Genomic DNA, 16339 nt, shown 5'->3' on the forward strand with positions numbered 1-16339 from the left:
CGTCTCCGACCGCAACTCGTCCGCCACCTGCCTGAGCTGGTCAATCGACAGGTTCCTCAGATCAACAGGCAGGCCAACCCGGTCCAGCTCAGGAAAACGGCCGCGTGTGGGAGCGCCTTCTTTTCCGGTTTGGAAAGAAGAAGATGCAGAATCGGTCGGGGTGTGGGCCATCATGTCACTTCCGTCGTCTGGGGCCGTGACCGCCCATCGTCGCGCGGAGCGTCTGCCACACGTGAAAACGCGGAGCGGGTCACGTCAGTTGCCGGTCATCGAAATTCGTCCTGCCTTACGGCAACAGGTACGGAAGAACGAACATGAAAGGACAGTTCTCGCCGCAGCGGATAGAGCAGGGTCAATTCGAAAATGCTGGCCCTGCTTGATGATGTTTCGGTCCTTCTGACAAGCTTCGTTTTCCGAATGGCCGATCAGTGTGGTCTTATTGCAACAATTGTGCAATCAGCACTTGAGTGCCTGAAGCGGGTTATCCTATAGCCGACACATTCAGGAATCGTGGTGCCGTATATTCGCACGCGGGCCATGACTTGCCCGCAGGCCTGGACCACAAGGCATTCCTATTTTCTCTCTCGGACATGACCCTATATGTGTCCGCAGAACTTGACGGGCGTCGGTCGCCCGACCGACTGAGGAGCAGATCGTAATGGCGGTACCCTTGATGCAGGCCGTCCGGGTCGGCGCGTATGTTGTCAAGCAACATGTCACCCGGCGGGCGCGTTATCCTCTTGTACTCATGCTGGAGCCGCTTTTCCGCTGCAACCTTGCCTGCGCCGGCTGCGGCAAGATCGATTATCCCGCGGCCATCCTCAACCAGCGCCTGACTCTTCAGGAGTGTCTGGATGCTGATGCGGAAGCGGGCGCGCCCGTGATCGCAATCGCCGGTGGAGAGCCGCTCCTGCACAAGGAGATGCCCGACATCGTGCGCGGTCTGATCGCACGCAAGAAGTATGTCTATCTCTGCACGAACGGCCTTCTTCTGGAAAAGAAGATGGACGATTACGAGCCGAGTCCGTTCTTCTCGTGGGACGTGCATCTGGATGGCGACAAGACGATGCACGATTCGTCCGTCTGCCAGGAAGGCGTGTATGAGCGGGCTGTCGCAGCCATCAAAAAGGCCAAGGCGCGTGGTTTCCGTGTGTCCATCAACTGCACCCTGTTCGATGGTGCCGATCCCAAGCGTGTCGCTGCCTTCTTCGATGAAGTGATGGCGATGGGCGTGGACGGCATCATGACCGCGCCGGGTTATGCGTATGAGCGTGCGCCGGATCAGGAGCACTTCCTCAACCGTCAGAAGACCAAGCGGCTCTTCCGCGAGATCTTCCGTATGGGAAAAGGGCACAAGTGGCGCTTCACACAGTCACCACTGTTCCTCAACTTCCTTGCAGGCAATGAGACCTATCACTGCACGCCATGGGGTAAGCCGCTCCGTAACGTGTTTGGCTGGCAGCGTCCGTGCTACCTGCTGGGTGAGGGATATGCGAAGTCGTTCGACGAACTGATGAGCGACACCAAGTGGGACGATTACGGCACCGGCAACTATGAAAAGTGCGCCGATTGCATGGTTCATTCGGGTTATGAATCCACGGCGGTCATGGATGCGGTGCGTCGTCCCTGGCACATCGCCAAGGTGGCTCTCTTCGGTCCCGAAACCGAGAAGCCGATGGCTCCGGAAATCTCTCTCGTGAATCAGCGTCCCGCGCAGTACAACTATGCGGAGCAGGTTGACGAGCAGTTGAAGGACATCGCGGCCCGCAAAAAGCCCGCCAAGGCGCCCCGTGTCACCAAGGTTGTCGGTGGTGCCGTGCAGGCGAAGGAAGAAGCCGTTCCGGTGGATGCTGCCGACTGATTTTCGCATCTTCCGGCCAACCGTCATACTGCATTAACAGAAAGGGCAGAACCTTCCGGGTTCTGCCCTTTCTCTGTTCTTTACGGATGTCATGATCGTTTCCATTTTCATTATCCTGTTGCTCATTGTGCTCAATGGCGTTTTCGCAATGGGTGAACTTGCGCTGATTTCCGTAAAGAGACCGCGCCTTGTCATACTTGTGGGGCAGAAGGTGCGCGGCGCGGAGCGGGCGCTCAAGCTGGCGGATGACCCCAAGAGCTTTCTGCCGACCGTCCAGATCGGGATGACACTGGTCTCGATTCTCGAAGGCACATTCGGTGGCGTGAAGATCGAGGCCGCTCTTACGCCGTGGCTTGAGCAGTTTCCGGCCATTCGCCCCATTGCCGAGCAGGTGTCGATGGTGGTGGTGGTGGTGTGCATCACCGTTCTCATGCTGGTGCTGGGTGAACTCGTGCCCAAGCAGATGGCGCTCCAACAGCCCGAGCAGATTGCCGCTCGTCTGGCTGTGCCGCTGGACCTTCTGGCTACCGTGACTCGGCCCATCGTGTGGGTTCTGCGCAAATCCTCGGCCATTGTGCTGCGTCTTCTGCGCGTGTCGGAAACCGACCGTCAGACCCTGACCGAAGAGGAACTCCGCGCAGTTCTGCTCGAAGGTGCGCAGACTGGCGTGCTGGAACATGAAGAGCGCACCATGATCGAGCGGCTTCTGCGTCTGGCGGACCGTCCTGTGCGGGCGATCATGACTCCGCGCAACGAGATCTGCTGGGTCGAGCGGCACGCGCCTCGCGATGAACTGATCTCCACGCTGCGGACCACCACGTTCTCCCGTCTGGTTGTGTGCGAAGGGGGGCTGGACAATCCGGTGGGAGTCATTCTCGCCAGCGATATGCTTGACCGCCTTCTCGACGGCATGCCGGTCTCGGTGGAGGCGGGGCTGCGGCAACCGGTGGTGGTGCCTGACACCATCTCGGCGCTGGATATGCTTGAGCGTATGCGTTCGATTCCGCTCGGCATTGCGCTGGTGGTGGATGAATACGGCTCGTTCGAAGGTATCGTGACCGCGTCTGATCTGTTCGACGCCATTGTGGGCGAGGTGCATGAGCATGGCCCCCACACGCTTCTGCCCGTGAAGGTGGGCGATGTGGCGATGCTGGAAGGTTCGGATTCCGCTGATGAGGTGCGTGATCGGCTGCATCTGGGCGCACTCCCCGCGGAAGGGAGTTATCACACGCTGGGTGGCCTGCTTCTGGCGCTGCTGCGTCGTGTTCCCGCTGTGGGAGACAAGGTGGTGTTCGACGGGTGGCTGTTCGAGGTTCTGGAGATGGAAGGTCGCCGTGTGACGCGCGTGCGGGCCAGCCGTCAAACGCTGGCCGAGAACTGACCGCGCCCTTACTCGACGGCGGCGCGAAGTCCGGCTCCTGCCGCCAGTGGGCAGAGGGGAAGGGCGCCAGCGAGAAAGGCCAGAAGCAACTCAAGATCGGCGGCAACCGGCAACCCGGTTCGCGCCGATTCCACTGCGGCCGCGCCGAAGATCAACGCTGGTGTGACCAAAGGCAACACCAGCAACGGCAGCAGCACTCCTCCACGACGTGCACCCAGCACGATGGAGGCCGCCATACCGCCCACCAGTGACAGGATGAGTGTGCCGGGCACCAGTCCCGCCATGAGCGCGGGCAGGGTGTGGTTGGACTGACCGAGCATCACGGCCATGGGAATGGCTGCGATCAGCAGCGGAAGGCCGGTCGTAAGCCAGTGAGCCGTCATTTTCGCCAGCGCGATGAGAGAGGGTGGCAGACCCAACAACAGAAGCTGGTCGAGAGATCCGTCTTCCAGTTCCGTGCCGAACAGCCGGTCCAGCGGCAGAAGAGCCGCCAGCAGGGCGCAGACCCACACCACGCCCGGTCCCATGCGGCTGAGGAGGGCGGGAGAGGGACCAAGCGCCAGAGGAAACAGGGCGGCGGCCAGAATGAAAAACAGCACGGCGCCGAGCGTGTCCGCGCCGTGTCGGATGGCCAGACGCAGATCCCGCATCACGATGGCCACGAAGAGACTGCGCGTGTTCATGTGTGGGCCAGTTCCACAAGCGTGTCGTCTTCGACGGGTGCACCCGGAAGAGCGAGGTTGCGGGAATTTTCCAACGGCAATGGAACGTGGGTGGTGGCGATCACCATGCCGCCTTGTTCACGATGGTGGCGCAGCACTGTGCCCAGCCGTTCCACCGACCGTGCATCCAGCCCCAGACTTGGCTCGTCCAGCAGCCAGAGCGATGCGTTGGCCAGAAGAACGCGCGCAAGGGCGGCGCGGCGCTTCTGCCCTGCGGAGAAGAGGCGGGCGGGCACATCGCGCAGATGGTCCAGATCGAAGGCGTCCAACGCCGCGTCGATTGGGCGACCGCGTGCAAAGAGAGCGAGGTTTTCCTTGAGGGTCAGGCCGGGCTTGAGAGCGTCGTGATGGCCGAGATAGGCGATGTGTTCCGCATGCGCGGTGCGATCGGCGAGAATGTCCTCGCCTTTCCATAGCATCCGGCCCGAATCCATGCGTCCCAGTCCGGCGAGGATACGGAGCAGGGTGGATTTGCCTGCCCCGTTCGGGCCTGTGAGCAACAGGGCGTCACCTGCGTCCATCGTCAGGTCGACGCCGTCGAGAACGAGTCGTTCACCCCGGAAGACGGAGAGGTCCTCCACCAGAAGGATGGGTGAGGCAGAAGAGGGGGGCAAGGCGGTCGATCCCTTATTTGTGACCTCGGCAAGGGCCGGTTTCCCGGTTGCTCGCGTTCTCGTGGTCACGGTGTGCCTTGTGCCCGGACCGCCTGCCGGTATGTTCTAGCGCCGATCAGAGATCAACCCGGCGGCCCGGGAAACCGGGCAGGGCAGCCATCACGAATGTGGTGGAAGTTGCCGGTTCGACAAACCAGCGGGATGCTGTTGTCGCGGAGGAATATTTTATGAAATCGGTTGGGCACGATTCCCTCAAGACCGGGCGTGAGCTCAAGGTCGACGGAAAAACCTACCACTACTTCTCGATCCCCGAGGCCGAGAAGACCATCGGCAAGGTGGACCGTCTGCCGGTGAGCCTCAAGGTGCTGCTCGAAAATGTGCTGCGCTTCGAGGACGGTCGCTCCTATACGGCTGACGACGCGAAGGCGATTGCCGGCTGGCTCAAGGACGCACGCAGCACGAAGGAAGTGCCCTTCAAGCCGTCGCGCATCCTGATGCAGGACTTCACGGGCGTTCCGGGCGTGGTCGATCTGGCCGCGATGCGCGATGGCATCGTGCAGCTCAAGGGCAACCCCGAGAAGGTGAACCCGCTGGTGCCGGTCAATCTCGTCATCGATCACTCGGTGATGGTGGATGTCTACGGCACGCCGGACGCGCTGCAGAAGAACATCACCATCGAGTTCGACCGTAACGGCGAGCGGTATGCGTTCCTGCGCTGGGGTCAGGAAGCGTTCGAGAACTTCTCGGTCGTGCCGCCCGACACCGGCATCTGCCATCAGGTGAACCTGGAATACATCGCGCAGGTGGCTTGGACGGCAGCCGTGGACGGCAAGGAATACGTCTACCCCGATACGCTGTATGGCACCGACTCCCACACGACCATGGTCAACGGTCTGGGCGTTCTGGGCTGGGGCGTGGGCGGCATCGAGGCGGAAGCGGCCATGCTGGGCCAGCCGATCGCCATGCTGATCCCCGACGTCATCGGTTTCCGTCTGACGGGCAAGCTGCCTGAGGGGGCCACGGCCACCGATCTGGTGCTGACCGTCACGCAGATGCTCCGCAAGAAGGGCGTCGTCGGCAAGTTTGTCGAGTTCTTCGGCCCGGCCCTTGACCACCTGCCGGTGGCGGACCGCGCGACCATCGCCAACATGGCTCCGGAATATGGCGCAACCTGCGGCTTCTTCCCGGTCGATAAGCTAACGCTGGACTATCTGCACGAGACGGGCCGCGATGCGCATCGCATCAAGCTGGTTGAGGAATACTACAAGGCGCAGGGCATGTTCCGCACGGCGGAAACCCCGGAGCCGGTGTTCACCGACACGCTGGAGCTCGACCTCTCCACAGTCGTTCCCTCCATCTCTGGCCCGAAGCGTCCGCAGGACCGCGTCGTGCTGACCGACGCCACCTCGGCGTTCGAGAAGGAGCTGACCTCGAGCCTTGGCGTGCCCGCCAATGACGCGAACAAGAAGGTCAAGGTTGCTGGCACCAATTATGAGCTGGGCAACGGTGACGTGGTGATCGCTGCGATCACGTCGTGCACCAACACGTCCAACCCGGCTGTGCTGATCGCGGCTGGCCTCGTTGCCCGCAAGGCACGTGCGCTGGGCCTGAAGCCCAAGCCATGGGTGAAGACCTCGCTGGCACCGGGTTCGCAGGTGGTGACCGACTACCTCAACCGCGCCAATCTGAGCGAAGACCTCGACGCGCTGGGCTTCAATACGGTCGGTTATGGCTGCACGACCTGCATCGGCAACTCGGGACCGCTGGCCGACAACATCGTTGACGCCATTGAGAGCAACAAGCTGGTGGCGGTGTCGGTGCTTTCGGGCAACCGTAACTTCGAGGGACGTATCTCCCCGAACGTGCGCGCCAACTACCTCGCCAGCCCGCCGCTGGTGGTGGCGTATTCGCTGCTTGGCACGATGCGCAAGGACATCACGAAGGAGCCGCTGGGCACGTCCAAGGACGGCAAGCCGGTCTACCTGAAGGATATCTGGCCTTCGAACCATGAAATCGCCGCGCTGATGGGGTCTTCCATCAATCGTGACGAGTTCATCAAGCGCTACGCCACGGTGTCGAAAGGCACGAAGGAGTGGCAGGATCTCAAGATCGCCACGGGGTCGGAGACCTACAAGTGGGATCCGAAGTCCACCTACGTGCAGGACCCGCCGTACTTCAAGGACATGCCGGTCGAGCCGTCGGCCACGACCAGCAACATCAAGGGCGCGCGTCTTCTGGCTCTGCTGGGCGACAACATCACGACCGACCACATCTCGCCCGCTGGCGCCATCAAGAAGGACTCGCCGGCTGGCAAGTATCTGATGGAGCACGGTGTCGAGCCGAAGGACTTCAACTCCTACGGTTCACGTCGCGGCAACGACCGGATCATGGTGCGTGGCACGTTCGCCAACATCCGCATCAAGAACGAGATGTGCCCCGGAACGGAAGGTGGCTTCTCCAAGCACTATCCGGACGGCAAGCAGGGTTTCATCTACGATGTGGCCATGGAGTACAAGAAGGAGCACACGCCCCTCGTCGTCATCGGCGGCAAGGAATACGGCATGGGTTCCTCGCGTGACTGGGCGGCCAAAGGCACCCTGCTTCTGGGCGTGAAGGCGGTGATCGCGGAGAGCTTCGAGCGCATCCACCGTTCCAACCTTGTGGGCATGGGCGTGCTGCCGCTGCTGTTCAAGGAAGGCACGACGCGCAAGACGCTGGATCTCAAGGGCGATGAGGTGTTTGACATCATCGGTCTTGAAAAGATCACGCCGCGTATGGATGTGACGCTGGTCATCACCCGTGCTGACGGGAAAAAGGAAGAGGTGCCGCTGCTCTGCCGCATCGATACGCTGGACGAGGTGGAATATTACCGTCATGGTGGCATTCTTCATTACGTTCTGCGTGGGATGCTGAAAGCTGCCTGACACTCCTTCGTCTCCTGACGACAGCAAATTGGCCGGTTCGGGTAATCCCGAGCCGGCTTTTTGCGTTGAAACGGTGCTTTGTGCCGAATCGATCAGCAAATCATTCGATTCGAACAAGGTGCTTGACGATGTCTCGCTTACGGTCGAGCGGGGCGAACTCGTATCCATCATTGGGCCGTCGGGCTGTGGGAAGTCCACCTTCCTGCGCTGCCTGAATTTTCTGGAAATCCCCGATGAGGGGACCGTCACCATCGCCGATGACAGTATCCGGCGGGCAGGCGGTCCGTGGAAATCATCCGATGAGGCGCTGGCGCACCGGCTGCGCGCGCATGTCGGGATGGTGTTCCAATCCTTCAATCTCTTTCCGCACCGCACCGTGCTGGACAACGTCATGTTGGCCCCTCGTGTGGTGAAGCATGTCGCGCCCGCCGTGATCGAGGCGGAGGCGCGGGAGCTTCTCGCCAAGGTCGGGCTTGAAGCTGCCGCCCTGCGGTATCCCGCCACGTTATCGGGCGGCCAGCAGCAGCGCGCGGCCATCGCGCGCGCGCTCGCGATGCGGCCCGACGTGATGCTTTATGACGAGCCGACCTCAGCGCTCGATCCGCGTGTGGCGGAAGAGGTGCTGGAGGTAATGCGGGCATTGGACCGTGAAGGCATGACGCAGATCGTCGTGACCCATGACCTGCGCTTTGCCCGTGCGGCGTCTGATCGCATCGTGTTCATGGATGGTGGGCAGATCATCGAGATCGGTGATCCGGACGAGATGTGTGACAATCCGCGCGACCCCCGGACGCGGCGTTTTCTTGGAGCCTCGGTATGAAGGCGCTTGTGTTGCGAGCCCTCGCGCTCGCGATGGTGGGGCTGTTCCTGCAAGGGGCGGCCGCCCTCGCGCAGGAACCGGAGTCGCCCCCGGTTCAGCCGGTGGCATCGCCTGCTTCCGCCACAGTCCTGAAATGGGGTGCGGACGGCACCTCGAATGTGCCTTATACATTCCATGATCCGTCGGACGAAAATCGCATGAGCGGTTTCGAATACGACATCATGGAGGAGATCGGCCGCAGGCTGGGCCGTGAATCGCAGTTCGTTCAGAACGACTGGGACGGGTTGATTCCCGGTCTTCAGCGCAATTTCTACGAGATGGTTATCTGCGGCATCGAAATGACGCCCGAGCATATGGATGCCGTCGATTTCAGCCAGCCCTATTACATGACGTCCGAACGCATCGTTGTCCGGCGCGATCAGGCCGGGCTGGATTCCTATGAGCGTCTGGGTGGCCATGTCATCGGCACGGTGAAGGACACGCTGGCCGAGCGCATGATGGGTGAGCGGCACGACATCACCGTGCGCGGTTACGACGAAGAGTCCAACATGTTCGCGGACCTTCGCAACAAGCGGCTCGACGCGATCCTGATCGATGGTCCCATTGCCCTCTTTTATGGAGAAGCCGATCCGGATTTCCGTATCGTCGGGCCGCCGGTGGGGCACCTGTCCTACGGTATCGCGTTTGCCAAAGGTGCGAATATCGAACTGCGGCATCAGGTGGACGCGGCGCTGAAGGCGATGGTGGCGGACGGTACGCTGCACCGTATTCTTGCGCGGTGGAATCTCTGGACACCCGAGATGGCGGCCTGGACGGGCGATTATTCCGAGCCGGGTGTCGCGCCGACGGAATGGCAGCGCTACATCGCAGCCACCATGCCCACGCAGGGCTGGCGTGCCCGGCTGAAGCGTTATGTCAGCTTCCTGCCGCTGATCGGCAAGGGTGCCGTGATGACGCTGGCCGTTTCGGCCTGCGCGATGGTGCTGGCAGTGGGACTCGGTCTGGTTCTGGCGCTGGCGCGGCGTTATGGCCCGACATGGGTGGCCATGCTGGCGACGTTCTATATCGAGATCGTGCGTGGAACGCCGCTTCTGATCCAGATCCTGTTCATTTTCTACGGTCTGCCGGGGCTTGGCATCCGGCTCTCGCCTTTCGTGGCGGGTGTGATCGGGCTGGGCCTGAACTACGCGGCTTATGAAGCCGAGAACTACCGCGCGGGTCTGCAATCCGTGGCCCGTGGCCAGATGGAAGCAGCGACGGCGCTCAACATGACGCACACGCAGGCTCTGCGTTACGTCGTGGTGCCGCAGGCCTTCCGTGTGGTCGTGCCGGTGATGACCAACGACTTCATCTCGCTGCTCAAGGACTCGTCACTGGTCAGCATCATCACTCTGACGGAACTTAGCCAGACTTATGTCCGGCTGTCCTCGACCTATTTCGACTATTTCGGGACCGGTCTGATGGTGGGCGGTGCCTATCTGCTGCTCGGTCTGCCCTTCGTGCGGCTGGCCCGTATGGCCGAGCGCCGTCTTGCAGTGAGTGAACGCCGGAGCGGCGCTCACCACTGAGATTAAGGAGGGAGTCCTGCCGATCAATGACATTTCGGTATGGCTCCCTCCGTTTTCACCCGATTGTGCATAAATCGTCCCTCGGTCATCATCGCGTGAGTTTCCTCCTGCGCGATTGACCTGATGGACCTCCTTGCTGCTTTGCACAGTTTCGTTCGCGTGGCCGCGACCGGCTCCTTTTCCGCCGTGTCACGTGAAACCGGGACGAGCCAGCCCACTATCTCGCGCCATATCGCGCTGCTTGAGGCGCATTACGGCACCACGCTGTTTGCGCGCACGACCCGCAGCCTGATGATGACGGAAGACGGGCGAAGCCTGCTTCCCCATGCCTATGAGGTTCTGGAAATCCTTGAGACGGCGGAGACCGTCCTGGGGCGCAGACGCGCGTCTGTGTCCGGTCTTGTGCGGCTGGGCGTCACCACGGCGTTCGGGTTGCAGCTTACGTCCCGGATCAATGAACTGCTGGGCCAGCATCCCGATCTGTCGGTCGAAGTCATCATGCGGGATGGTTTCGGTGATCTTGTGGAGGAAGGTCTGGATCTGGCCATCCGCGTGGGCGAGATCGCGGAAGGCTCATTGATCGCCCGCAAGCTGGGGGCTGTGCAGCGCACGCTTGTGATGTCTCCGAAGCACTTCACACCGAAAAGCCGTCTCGAACATCCACGGGAACTGACGGAAGAGCCTTGCGTGGTGTTCGCTTATGGCGGCGGCCGTCAAGACTGGCATTTTTTCAACAAAGAAGGTGAGGAAAGCGTGGTGGCGCCGGGTGCGGTCTTTCGCGCCAACAGCAGCGAGGCCGCTCTGCACGCCATTCAGGCAGGAGTGGGTGTAGGGCTCTTGCCGGGCTTTCAGGTGCGCGATCTGCTGGCTTCGGGTGAATTGAGCGAGGTGCTGCCAGCGTGGAAGGTGCCTCCCATGCCGCTCTATGCCGTGCATACGGGACCACGGACCCTGCCGCTGCGTACCCGCACCGTGCTGGATTTTCTGGTGGAAATCTCGACCGAACTTGTCGGTGCGGACTGAGCCGCGTCTTTACGGGATGCGCCCGGCTGAGCCGTGCCAGGCTGGATCGACGGCTCCCGGACGCAGTTGACCGTCAGCCATGGGTTGCAGACGACCTTCATGGCCTGCAAGCAGCACGGGCGCCCAGCTCAGAATCCAGTTGTTCACACTGTTCATGAAGCGCCCGGCGAAGGGCGATTGTCCGATTCCCTGAGGGGTCCAGTCGGCTGGTGTGGTGTTGAGTTTCGCGCTGCCGGGCTCGGCAGGACTGAGGGCAATGGACACAGCCTCGAAATTGATGCCGCCATCTGTTGCGCGAACCATATGGACCCACAGCGCCTGCGCCAGCACGAAGGGCATGGGAAAGCCCAGCACCTTGAGGCGGCGGAACGCCCAGTTGACGTCGGAGGCGGCACTGACCTCATCATGATCGACATACACCACGTCTGTCGCCACGCATTGCGCGCTGCCCGGTGGCGCTGCGAGCTGACGGCGGAAGGTGTAGCGGTCATCGTGACAGGGAGCCGCGATGTTGTCCGCTTCGGTCGCGGAGATGCTGGCATTGGTCGAGCGGGCAATGATGACGCCTGTCACCACACCGCGATCGGTGCGCACCAGCACATTGCTGTTGATCTCTCCATGTGGACCGGCCTGATCGGTGAGGACCGGGTGCCATACACCAGCGGGAAGCGGCAGTTGATGGCCAGCGAAAGGGAGAATGTCCGTCAGCGTGGCGTCGATGGGAGGGGCTGCGGCCTGCACCGAATCGCCACCAGTGGGGGCTCCTTTCCCGGTGTCGCCTGAAGGGGGCCCGGTGGTTTCGTCTGCGGGCGGAGCCGCGACGTGATGCGCCAGCTTGTTCAGCGGAGGGTAGAGTTTGAGCAGCCAGTGCGGTGGATACAGCACCGTCAGGCCGGAGAAGGCGATCATGCCGAAGAAGGAAAGACGCCAGAGCGGCGCGCGGTGCCAGAGACGCGAGAAAGCGGACATGATGTGGAATCAGGGCGTCATGTGAGGGCGGGTGGGCGAGAGCGGTTCGTTCACCACTTCGGCGCCAATTCCGTCTTCGCCATGCGTAATCCGCACCATTTTGGCGCCCTGCTGGCGTGCCGTGATGAGCGATTCGCTGATCATGTCCTCGATCGAACGGGCAAGGTCACGGGCGGAGGCGCCGTCTCCGAGACGGTTCTGACGGCGCATGACATCCATAAGGATAGTGGGATCGATTCCGCCCGGTTCGATGGTCAGTCCGTAGCTTTCGATCATGGCCTCGATTTCCAGCGCTGAAACGCGCGCGATATCGAGGCCACGTAGCGGGCGGAACACGAAGATCCGGTCGAGGCGGTTGAGTACCTCGGGCGCGAAACCAGCCTGACGCAGCGCCTCGACCGATTCGGCGCGCATACGGTCGGGATCACTGGCCAGTCGGTCGGCGATGTCGGTCAGAGCTTCCGTGGCGATGTTGGATGTCAGGATAAAGATCGCCTGCGTGGTGGAGACATGCGCGCCCGTGGACGCTTCGGTCACATAACCGTCGTTCCACGCAATCAGGAACTGTTTGAAGACGTCAGGGTGCGCTTTCTCGATCTCATCGAGCAGAACCACGGCATCGGGCTTTTCCTTCAGTCCGCCGGTCAGCTTGCCGTAGGTATCCGATCCGACATAGCCCTTGGGGGAACCGAAAAGCTGTGTCGCGGCGTGTGGGCTGCTCATCTGCGTCATGTCGAAATGCAGCAGCGGGCGTTCAAGCTGCCGGGCGAGTTGCTTGGCCAGATAGGTCTTGCCTGTGCCCGGCGGGCCGGCAAGCAGGAAGATACCCACGGGTTTGCCGCGCACATGCAGGGCGAGACGACGGCGGAGTTGGGCGGAGATGTCCTCACACACCTGATCCTGTCCGATCACGCGCGCGCGCAGGTTCGCCGCGAGTTCTTCGGCGTCGATGGCGGCGTCGCGCTGCTCGCGGGCGAGCATTTCTTCCAGCGCCTGCCGGTTCGTGAGTCGCGCCAGCACGTCCATCATCCATCCCCTTCTGCGCAGCAGTCCCTTGCGGGCAAGTCGTTCGGCACGGGTCTCGAACAGGAGCCCGGCCAATGTGAAAAACGCACCGACTCCGGCCAGAACCGGCCACAGCGGAGCACACCATTCCATGAACTGATCCACGCTCGCGAGCGAAAGATGCAAGCTGGCCGCAGCCTGAATGCTCGCGAGGATCAGAAAGATCACCATCATCACCGGCATGAGCCGGTTGAGCGTGGGAATCAGGCCCTTCATGTGATGGACGAGAGGTGAAGAGAAAAAGCACGCATCACTGGGCGATCACCGTGACTGTAAGAGATTCGTCCTGATGAATGACGGGAAACGCTTCCGGCCCCGACACCATGATCCCTCCAACCTGAATACCGTGGACGCCGGGGTTGGAAAGAGGAGTAAACGTGACATCCCCGCTCACGACGATTGGCAGGACAATCTCCTGCGGTTCGGGAGTGAGAGTGACGACACGTGTAATCGGGCCGGACTGGACGCTGACTGTCCCGCCTGCGCCACTGGCGTCAAAGATGGGCATGACCACCAGTCGGTAATCCCTGCGATTGATCCCTGCGAGTATTTTCGTCTGTTCATCCGTGGAGTAGCCCGCCTTTTGCAAGGCGCGGGCGGCATTATCGGGAGAGATCAGGGTAAACTGTCCTGCCGCCGAGACGCCACCGCCTGTCATGGGCTGCTGCGAAGCTGAATGTGTGACAGGAGAGGTCTCGGGGGAAGCACGATGGTTGGTGAGCCACGACGCCCCACCGCCGAGCACAAGCAGCCCAGCCATGGCGATCATGGCGAGACGTGGCCCAGAGCCACCGGGGCCGGGTTCGGGCTGCTGCTGCAAATCGGGGCGATACGCTGTCATCTTCTGTCCATCAGACATAGGCGCGTCGCGTGTGGCAAGAGGGATACGCCGACTGTGAGGATCGGTTTCCAGCATGTGAATATCTGTTACAAAAGGCAGGTCTTTTTTCAGACTTGCGGTTGGTGTGACGATGCCGTAGAAAAACACCAATTCCTTTCATCTTCCGCTTGTTTTGGGGGGTGGCCATAACGGCCGCCTTTTTTGTTTTGGACGAAGATTTCTCAAGTGCTTCGGGCCTTGAAGCCAGGATCGCCGCGATGATTTCTCCCACGTTGGAGGATCTCGGATTCGAACTGGTGCGTCTGGCCGTTCTCGGGCGCGAGGTGCCGACGGTGCAGATCATGGCCGATCGTGCCGATGGTTCCCTTATCACCGTTGAGGACTGTGAGCGTATCAGCCACGCAGTCGGCGCGGTGCTGGACGTGGAAGATCCCATTCCCGGAAACTGGACGCTTGAGGTGTCTTCCGCCGGAATCGATCGTCCGCTCACCCGTCCCAAGGACTGGGAGCGTTTTGCCGGTCATCTGGCGAAAGCGGAAGTGATGGTGCCGGTGAACGGACGACGTCGCTTTTCGGGCATCGTTCTTGGGGCTACGGAAGAGGGCGGGCGTCTTCGGCTGGACGATGGTTCGGAGGTGGTTCTGCCCTTCCGTGAACTGCGTAAGGCGCGCCTGATTCTCACCGACGAACTGATCGCAGCCACGCGGGCGCTTATGGTGCCTGAGGCTGAGGCTGAGGCGGTCGAGGGTGAGGGAACTGCTGAGGACGGCGGGGTGGCGAGTAAGCCTGCTGGAAAGGGCCGTAAGGCTCCTTCGCGGCGTCATTGATCGGGGGCGGGGTAGTGCAAGCGCTCCGATGTCCCCATATTCTTGTCCAGATTGTGCGTGCGGCGTGAATTTGCGTCGGGTGCCGGTCTGTCGGGTCTGGCTGGTGCACGATATCAGCGTGTGGTCTGTCGTGGAGTTCTGATGAGTATGGATACGTCTGTTGCACGTCCCGAGCTGCTTTTGGTGGCGGATGCCGTAGCGCGGGAAAAGATGATCGACCGGGATGAAGTCCTGGAAGCGATGGAACAGGCCATCCAGAAGGCTGGTCGCGCCAAATACGGTCATGAGAAGGATATCCGCGCGACTATCGATCGGCGCACGGGTGAGGTTCGGCTGTCCCGCTGGACCGAGGCCGTGGAAACGGTTGAGAATGAGGACACACAGATTCCGCTGCACATCGCGCGCAAGTTCAAGCCCGATATTCAGCTTGGCGAGCATCTGATCGATCCGCTGCCGCCCATCGATTTCGGGCGTATCGCTGCGCAGACGGCCAAGCAGGTGATTGTGCAGCGTGTGCGGGAATATGAGCGCAAGCGTCAGTATGACGAGTTCAAGGACCGCGTGGGTGAGATCGTCAACGGTACGGTCAAGCGCACGGAATACGGCAACCTCATGGTTGAGATCGGTTCTGCCGAGGCGCTGCTGCGTCGGGACGAGTTGATCCCCCGCGAGACGTTCCGCAATTCCGATCGTGTGCGTGCCTATATTTATGATGTGCGCGACGAGCCGCGTGGGCCGCAGATTTTCCTCTCCCGCACGCACCCGGCGTTTCTCGCCAAGCTGTTCGCGCAGGAAGTGCCGGAAATCTATGACGGCATCATTGAGATCAAGGCCGTGGCTCGCGATCCCGGCTCACGCGCCAAGATGGCCGTGATTTCCAAGGATGCGTCCATCGACCCGGTCGGTGCCTGTGTGGGTATGCGTGGTTCTCGCGTGCAGGCCGTTGTGGCCGAATTGCAGGGTGAGAAGATCGACATCATCCCGTGGAGCCCGCAGGCGGCGACCTTCGTGGTCAACGCGCTGGCGCCAGCCGAAGTGTCCAAGGTCGTCATGGACGAGGACGCCGGGCGCGTGGAAGTCGTTGTGCCGGACGAGCAGTTGAGTCTCGCTATTGGACGTCGTGGCCAGAATGTGCGGCTGGCCAGCCAGCTGACACGCTGGGATATCGATATTCTGACGGAAGCCGAGGAATCGGAGCGTCGTCAGGAAGAATTCCGTCGTCGTACGGCGTTGTTTGTCGAGGCGCTGGATGTCGATGATGTGATCGCGGGTCTTCTGGTGACAGAAGGTTTCGATACGATCGAGGAACTGGCCTATGCCGAGCCGGATGAACTGGTGGGCATCGAAGGTTTTGACGAGTCGGTCGTGGAGGAACTTCAGCGTCGTGCCGAGGGCTTCCTCGTGCGTCGCGAGGAAGAGCTGGATGCCAAGCGTAAAGAGCTTGGGGTCACAGATGAGATCGTGGCGCTGGAGGCTTTCACCAACCAGATGCTGGTGACGCTGGGTGAGAAGGGCGTCAAAACGCTCGACGATCTGGCCGATCTGGCGGGTGACGAACTGGTCGAGATTCTCGGTGAGGAAGCCATCGACGAGGAAACGGCCAACGAAATCATCATGGCGGCCCGTGCGCATTGGTTCGAGGGTGAGGACGAGCAGTCCGCACCGGATGAAGTCGGGGAGGTAACTCCTGAGCATGACGCCGGATGAGCAGCTGATATCACCCC

Annotated in this window: 13 protein-coding genes; 8 read left to right on the top strand and 5 right to left on the bottom strand. The window is 61.4% G+C overall.

Annotation, left to right across the window (positions count from 1 at the left end):
* Positions 1–658 precede the first annotated feature (658 nt).
* Positions 659–1861, top strand: coding sequence for an adenosyl-hopene transferase HpnH (gene hpnH / locus GOB87_RS10130; RefSeq protein ID WP_166316133.1), 1203 nt, complete (start codon positions 659–661; stop codon positions 1859–1861).
* Positions 1862–1952: 91 nt separating this feature from the next.
* On the top strand, positions 1953–3242 hold the full coding sequence (locus tag GOB87_RS10135) for a hemolysin family protein (protein ID WP_166316136.1): 1290 nt from the start codon (positions 1953–1955) through the stop codon (positions 3240–3242).
* An 8-nt stretch (positions 3243–3250) separates the two neighbouring features.
* Here the strand turns inward: GOB87_RS10135 and ccmB are convergent, their stop codons facing one another.
* The gene (gene ccmB / locus GOB87_RS10140; protein WP_166316139.1) at positions 3251–3925 is read right to left on the bottom strand and encodes a heme exporter protein CcmB; all 675 of its coding nucleotides are present in this window, start codon (positions 3923–3925) and stop codon (positions 3251–3253) included.
* On the bottom strand, positions 3922–4647 hold the full coding sequence (gene ccmA, locus GOB87_RS10145) for a heme ABC exporter ATP-binding protein CcmA (RefSeq protein WP_456304277.1): 726 nt from the start codon (positions 4645–4647) through the stop codon (positions 3922–3924). The genes ccmB and ccmA overlap by 4 nt, the downstream gene beginning before the upstream one ends.
* A 158-nt stretch (positions 4648–4805) precedes the next feature.
* Here ccmA and acnA point away from each other — a divergent pair, with 158 nt between their 5' ends.
* The 4 genes from acnA to GOB87_RS10165 all read left to right on the top strand — a co-directional run bounded on the left by acnA (position 4806) and on the right by GOB87_RS10165 (position 10913).
* Positions 4806–7502: an aconitate hydratase AcnA gene (gene acnA, locus GOB87_RS10150; RefSeq protein ID WP_166316142.1), complete on the top strand. Its 2697-nt coding sequence runs from the start codon at positions 4806–4808 to the stop codon at positions 7500–7502.
* A 28-nt stretch (positions 7503–7530) separates the two neighbouring features.
* Entirely contained in the window at positions 7531–8322 is a 792-nt protein-coding gene (locus tag GOB87_RS10155) for an amino acid ABC transporter ATP-binding protein (protein WP_166316145.1), read from the top strand.
* Positions 8319–9890, top strand: coding sequence for an ABC transporter substrate-binding protein/permease (locus GOB87_RS10160; RefSeq protein WP_166316148.1), 1572 nt, complete (start codon positions 8319–8321; stop codon positions 9888–9890). Before GOB87_RS10155 ends, GOB87_RS10160 begins: the two co-directional genes overlap by 4 nt.
* A 123-nt stretch (positions 9891–10013) precedes the next feature.
* A complete protein-coding gene (locus GOB87_RS10165; RefSeq protein ID WP_166316151.1) occupies positions 10014–10913 on the top strand; it encodes a LysR family transcriptional regulator in 900 nt (299 codons plus the stop codon).
* A gap of 9 nt (positions 10914–10922) precedes the next feature.
* Here the strand turns inward: GOB87_RS10165 and GOB87_RS10170 are convergent, their stop codons facing one another.
* From GOB87_RS10170 to GOB87_RS10180, 3 genes are read right to left on the bottom strand one after another with little or no spacing between them, the layout of a single operon-like run.
* Complete coding sequence (locus GOB87_RS10170) at positions 10923–11882, bottom strand: hypothetical protein (protein WP_166316154.1); 960 nt, start codon at positions 11880–11882, stop codon at positions 10923–10925.
* A 9-nt stretch (positions 11883–11891) separates the two neighbouring features.
* A complete protein-coding gene (locus GOB87_RS10175) occupies positions 11892–13163 on the bottom strand; it encodes an AAA family ATPase (RefSeq protein ID WP_166316157.1) in 1272 nt (423 codons plus the stop codon).
* A 34-nt stretch (positions 13164–13197) separates the two neighbouring features.
* A complete protein-coding gene (locus GOB87_RS10180; RefSeq protein ID WP_166316160.1) occupies positions 13198–13938 on the bottom strand; it encodes a hypothetical protein in 741 nt (246 codons plus the stop codon).
* Positions 13939–13967: 29 nt separating this feature from the next.
* Here GOB87_RS10180 and rimP point away from each other — a divergent pair, with 29 nt between their 5' ends.
* Positions 13968–14615, top strand: coding sequence for a ribosome maturation factor RimP (rimP, locus tag GOB87_RS10185; protein WP_166316163.1), 648 nt, complete (start codon positions 13968–13970; stop codon positions 14613–14615).
* A 147-nt stretch (positions 14616–14762) separates the two neighbouring features.
* Positions 14763–16322 (top strand): transcription termination factor NusA, encoded by a 1560-nt coding sequence (gene nusA, locus GOB87_RS10190; RefSeq protein ID WP_166316254.1) that lies wholly within the window; start codon positions 14763–14765, stop codon positions 16320–16322.
* Positions 16323–16339: the final 17 nt, after the last annotated feature.

The sequence above is a fragment of the Acetobacter estunensis genome (assembly GCF_011516945.1).
GTDB classification, from domain to species: Bacteria; Pseudomonadota; Alphaproteobacteria; order Acetobacterales; family Acetobacteraceae; genus Acetobacter; species Acetobacter estunensis.